4 protein-coding genes are annotated in these 5161 nt (G+C 71.5%); 1 reads left to right on the top strand and 3 read right to left on the bottom strand.

Annotated features, from left to right (window positions below; all coding sequences use genetic code 11):
* Window positions 1-284: 284 nt before the first annotated feature.
* The 3 genes from V7050_RS17955 to V7050_RS17945 are packed head-to-tail and all read right to left on the bottom strand — an operon-like array spanning window position 285 to window position 2434.
* Window positions 285-773, bottom strand: coding sequence for an NUDIX hydrolase (locus V7050_RS17955; protein ID WP_324370095.1), 489 nt, complete (start codon window positions 771-773; stop codon window positions 285-287).
* 47 nt (window positions 774-820) lie between these two features.
* Window positions 821-1696: a dimethyl sulfoxide reductase anchor subunit family protein gene (locus V7050_RS17950; protein WP_324370097.1), complete on the bottom strand. Its 876-nt coding sequence runs from the start codon at window positions 1694-1696 to the stop codon at window positions 821-823.
* Window positions 1697-2434: a 4Fe-4S dicluster domain-containing protein gene (locus V7050_RS17945; RefSeq protein ID WP_324370099.1), complete on the bottom strand. Its 738-nt coding sequence runs from the start codon at window positions 2432-2434 to the stop codon at window positions 1697-1699.
* A 648-nt stretch (window positions 2435-3082) separates the two neighbouring features.
* Here V7050_RS17945 and V7050_RS17940 point away from each other — a divergent pair.
* On the top strand, window positions 3083-4939 hold the full coding sequence (locus tag V7050_RS17940) for a PHA/PHB synthase family protein (protein ID WP_324375790.1): 1857 nt from the start codon (window positions 3083-3085) through the stop codon (window positions 4937-4939).
* The last annotated feature ends 222 nt before the right edge of the window (window positions 4940-5161 follow it).

Below are 5161 nucleotides of genomic sequence, written 5' to 3'. Positions count from 1 at the left end.
GGGCGGGCGCGCTTGTCGCGCCTGCCGGGGGCAGGCAGGCGCGCGCGGATTTGTCTGACGCCAAATCCGCGAAGAGAATGCTACGCCGGCACAGGAGAACGGGTGCCGGTCCAATGCGATCACCGGTAGACCCTATCTTACCGTCGGCCCCTCCGCCGAGCCACGTCTGTCGCCCCTGGACGGCGCGTTTGCGCGCCGGCCCCCGGCGGGGCCGGCGCGGCCCGATCGCCACGGGTCGATCGGGCTGGGGACCCCGGCCTCGGGAGAAGCGAGGCTCGCTGGTATCAGGCCTCGGTTGCCGTATCGGGGTCGAAGTCGCGGATCATTGCCCTGAGTTCCGGCTCCGCGACCCGCTTCGCCGCCTTTCTCGGCGGGAACCACCGCACCTTGCGCTGGTCGTGCTCGGGATATTCCTTGAGCAGGGCGCGAACCTCGAGCGGGAAGACGCGCACGACGCAGGGAATCCAGCGCCCCGGACCGAGATACTTGCGGTAGGAGAAGAGGCCGAGGCTGCGGCTGCCGATCTCGCCCCGGACCCCCGCCTCCTCCCAGGCTTCGCGGGCGGCGGTCTCGGGATCGCTGCGCCGGCGCATCGGCCAGCCCTTCGGGATCACCCAGCGGCCGGTGTCCCGGCTGGTGATCAGGAGGATGCGCAGGCCCTTTCCCGACCGGCGCCAGCAGAGCGCGCCGACCTGAAGGCTCGGGGGGTGACCCCGGCCGCTGCGCGCCGCGGTGGCGCTGCGTTTCTTCGAGCGGTCGGGAGACTTCGCCATGGGCGCGCGCCGGGAGATCCATTGCCGGGGAGATGGAGGAAAGCCTTCTAGCGTTTTCCGTAGTAAAGGCCAACCACATGCTCGGCCTCCGCAAAGAAGAGCCAGCGCAGCACGAGCATCCCCGCCACATGGGCGAGGACCGCGAGCCCGGCGGTGAGGTGGCCCGGCGCCCCGGGGGCGAGCAGGGCGAGGGGCAGGAGGACGGCCGCCGTGAATCCGATCAGGCGCAGCCGGCGGGAATGCCGGCGGCCGACCACATGCACCATCTCGCGCAGCAGGTAGTTCGGACCCGTATGCGGCGGCTCGAGCAGGCGCAGCCGCCCGAGCGCGCCGAGGCCCGTCGCCGTGGCCATGGTGCTGCCGGCGGCGGCGAAGCGGCCGTCGCCGCGGAGCCAGTCGGCCAGCTGGAGGACCCCCAGGGCCGCGAGCAGGACGGTGGCCGGGAAGGTTTCGCCGGCAAGGAGCGCACCGCCCGAGAGGGATGCGAAGAGGAAGATCGCCGGGGTCAGCGGCGAGCGCCAGCGCGGCACCGATTTCATCTGCGCGTAGATCATCGCGGTTGCGAAGACGGTAGCGACGGCCAGGGCCGCCGCGAGCAGGCCGAGGGCGGCGAGCCGCAGGCCGGCGAGGGACCAGAGCGCGGCATAGGCGCCGAAGACGAGCAGGCTCGCCACGGCGAGCAGGGCCTCGCGGCTGAGCCAGGAGCTGCGCCATTGCGAGAAGGCCTTGAGAAAGCGGCGCGGCTGGCCGAGGTGGAAGAGGCTGGCGAGCAGGCCCGCCCCGGCGAGGCCGAGCGCCAGCGCGCAGAATGTCGCGGCGACCCAGCCCTCGCCCTTGCCCGCGCCGAGCCCCAGCATCGCCATGAGCCCGAAGCCGAGGCCGGAGAGCGTGGTGAAGAGGATGATGGAAGGTGCCGGATGCATTCAGATCCTGTCCAGCGCCCGGTCGAGCCAGCCGAGGAAACCGCCTGCCGATTGCGGCAGCGGGTCGAGCAGCGGCGCGAGCAGGTCCACGGGCTCGCGCGGGGGCAGGTACTTGTTGACCGGGCGGGTTCCCTGCTCGGGCATGAGGTCGAAACCGCCGCGCGCGGCGACGAGCTTCGCGGCCGGGCTCTCTGGATCGGCGAGGTCGCCGAAATGGCGGGCGCCGGCGGGGCAGGCGCGGACGCAGGCGGGCTGGCGGTCGATCTCGGGGATGTTCGGGTTCTCGATCCGGTCGACGCAGAGCGTGCATTTCTTCATGACCCCCGCGGCCAGCTCGAGTTCCCGCGCGCCATAGGGGCAGGCCCAGGCGCAGAGGCCGCAGCCGATGCAATCCGCCTCGTTGACCAGCACGATGCCGTCCTCGGCGCGCTTGTAGCTCGCCCCGGTCGGGCAGACGGTGACGCAGGGCGCATCGGCGCAATGCAGGCAGGACCGGGGGAAATGCACCACCCGCGGAACTTCGCCCCCGGTCTCGGGAACGGCCTCGAAGCTGTGGACCCGGTTGAGAAAAGTGCCTGACGGATGGGCCCCGTAGGCATCCTGGTCCGAGAGGGGCGCGCCGTAGTTCGCGGTGTTCCATTCCTTGCAGGAGACGACGCAGGCATGGCAGCCGACGCAGGTGTCGAGGTCGATGACGAGGCCGAGGCTGCGCTCGGTGGATGCGGGAAGCGAGGTCATGGCGTTCCCTGTCGAAGCCCGTGCACAAGGCATGCACCATCCATGCACGCGCCCTGCATACGACGCGTGGGGCCGGAGGGCCAGCCGCCTCCGCCGGGGCGGCGCCGTCGGGGGGGGGCCGCGGCCGCTGCGGCGGAACGGTCGCACGCTGCCTGTTCGGCGAGGCGCTCGCCGCTGCCGCCCATCTCGGACACCAGCATCTCCCGGAGCGTGACGCAGGATCTCCATCTGGAACTCGGCATCACCCGGCGGCGCCGCCTTCGAGAGAGCGATCGGGTCGGCGGTTCGGGCTCGGTCATGGCAGGGACCGCTTGGCTCAGGGGCAATGTCGAACGCCGCCACCTTTGGGAAAGGCCGCCCTCCCTCGCCACATCCCCCCGGACCGACACGGCGAGGCGCCGGTGCCGCATCACAATCGTTCGGGGATCGGGACGGGTCGGCCCTGGACGGCCCAATTGCGCGCCGGCCCCCGGCAGGGCTGGCCCCCCGGCCGAGGCATCCTACATTCTCCGGTGGAACAGCGGCCGGGGCGGGCAGGCTGCCCGAAGGCTGCAGTCGTGGACGGAAGGCAGCGGTGCAACGGACCGGATCGCCGCGCGGCTTGATTCAGGTCATGGGGGGACGCCGGCATTCCGCCTAGGATCGGTCATGCCGAAGCGTGAAGCCACCAGGACCGCGCATCCCGCAACCGATGCGACCGCAAGCGCCGGGCGCTTGGCGATGCCCGTCGAGCACCTGCCGCAGCTCTGCGGGACCATGCCGGCCGTTGCCGTCCCGGCGCCGGCGGCGCACCCGCATGGCGACCTCGACCGCGCCGGCCGGGCGGCGGTGGCGCGCGCGACCGCGGGGGTCTCGCCGCAGGCCGTCATCGATGCCTGGAGCGACTGGGCGACGCATCTCGCGCGTTCCCCGGGGCGCCAGCTCGAACTGGCCGAACTGGCGCAGCGCAGCGCGCTGAGGCTCCTCGGCCATGCCATCGGCGCGGCCGGCGGCGATGCCGCGCCGCCGCCCTTCGAGCCGAAGCCCTATGACCACCGCTTCGTCCATCCGGCCTGGCGGATGCCGCCGTTCAGCCTGTGGCAGCAGGGTTTCCTGGCCGTGCAGGACTGGTGGGACCACGCCACCGACCGCCTGCGCGGCCTGCGGGCGCATGATGCCGACAGGATGCGATTCCAGATGCGCCAGACGCTCGACCTGGTCGCGCCGTCGAATTTCCCCTGGCTGAACCCGGAGATCATCGAGGCGACGCTGGAATCCGGCGGCCGCAACCTGATCGAGGGGGCCGGGCATTTCTCGCAGGATCTGCTGCACACGCTGACGCAGGTCCGCAGGCCCGCGCCGGAGGGCTATCGCATCGGCACGGATCTGGCCTGCACGCCGGGAAAGGTCGTCTATCGCAACCACATCCTCGAGCTCATCCAGTATGAACCCCGGACCGGATCGGTTCATGCGGAGCCGGTGCTGATCGTGCCGGCCTGGATCATGAAATACTACATCCTGGATCTGTCGCCGGAGAATTCCCTGGTCCGCTATCTGGTGGAACAGGGCTTCACCGTCTTCGTGATCTCCTGGTGCAATCCGACCGCGGCCCAGGCCGGGCTTTCGCTCGACGACTACCGCAAGGACGGGGTCATGGCGGCGATCGACGCGATCGGCGCGATCGTTCCGGGCGCGCGGGTCCATGCCAACGGCTATTGCCTCGGCGGCACGATCCTGGCGATCACCGCCGCGACCATGGCCCGCGACGGCGACGCGCGGCTGGCTTCGGCGACGCTGATGGCGGCGCAGGTGGATTTCGTCGAGGCGGGCGAGCTCCTGCTCTTCCTCGACGAGAGCCAGGTCGCCTTCCTCGAGGATCTGATGTGGGCGCAGGGCTATCTCGACCGGCCGCAGATGGCCCGCGCCTTCGCCGCGATCCGGGCCGAGGACCTGATCTTTTCCCGGGCGGTGCAGCGCTATTTCCTCGGCAAGCAGGATCTGCCGACCGACATCGGCGTCTGGAACGCCGACACGACGCGCATGCCCGCGCGCATGCATTCCGAATATCTCAGGGGCCTCTTCCTGGAGAACCGGCTGACGGCGGGGCGGTTCGCGGTCGAGGGGCGGGTGATCGCGCTGAAGGACATCGCGGTCCCGCTCTTTGTGGTCGGCACCGAGCAGGACCACATCGCGCCCTGGCGCTCCGTCTACAAGCTGGCGCTCTTCACCGATTGCGACCTGACCTTCGTGCTGACCAAGGGCGGGCACAACGGCGGCATCCTCAGCGAGCCGGGCCACGAGGCGCGGCACTACCGCATCGGGCACCGGCCGAAGGATGCGCTCTATGTCGGCCCCGATGCCTGGTGCGCGCGGCATGCCCCGCGGGAGGGCTCCTGGTGGCCGGAGCTGAGCGCCTGGCTGGCGCGGAACAGCAGCGGCAGGGTCGATCCGCCGGGCATGGGCGCGCCGGAGCTGGGCTATCCGGCGCTCGCGGACGCGCCGGGCAGCTACGTGCACCAGACCTAGGGCGATGCGCCCCGCATCGTCCGGGATCCGGTCGCATGGACCGGAGGACGACCGACGCGAAGCGGCGATGGCGTGGCGGCCTGTCCCGCGCCGGCCCTGCCGGGGCCGGCGCGCTTCGCACGCCGTCCAGGGCCGACGCGTCCCGATGCTCGACCGGTGGTGACGCTGCACCTCCCTCGCCCTGCGGCGCGCGCCTCCGGGCGACCGGACCGGGCAAGGCGC

It is taken from the genome of Amaricoccus sp., from assembly GCF_036846665.1.
GTDB lineage: Bacteria > Pseudomonadota > Alphaproteobacteria > Rhodobacterales > Rhodobacteraceae > Amaricoccus.
The sequence above is the reverse complement of the archived record's forward strand: the minus strand, read 5'-3'. Positions and strand labels throughout refer to the sequence as shown.

Excerpts from the sequence above, each read along its gene's own strand:
- V7050_RS17955 (WP_324370095.1), bottom strand. The coding sequence starts at position 773 with ATGGCGAAGTCTCCCGACCGCTCGAAGAAACGCAGCGCCACCGCGGCG.
- V7050_RS17950 (WP_324370097.1), bottom strand. The coding sequence starts at position 1,696 with ATGCATCCGGCACCTTCCATCATCCTCTTCACCACGCTCTCCGGCCTC.
- V7050_RS17945 (WP_324370099.1), bottom strand. The coding sequence starts at position 2,434 with ATGACCTCGCTTCCCGCATCCACCGAGCGCAGCCTCGGCCTCGTCATC.
- V7050_RS17940 (WP_324375790.1), top strand. The coding sequence starts at position 3,083 with ATGCCGAAGCGTGAAGCCACCAGGACCGCGCATCCCGCAACCGATGCG.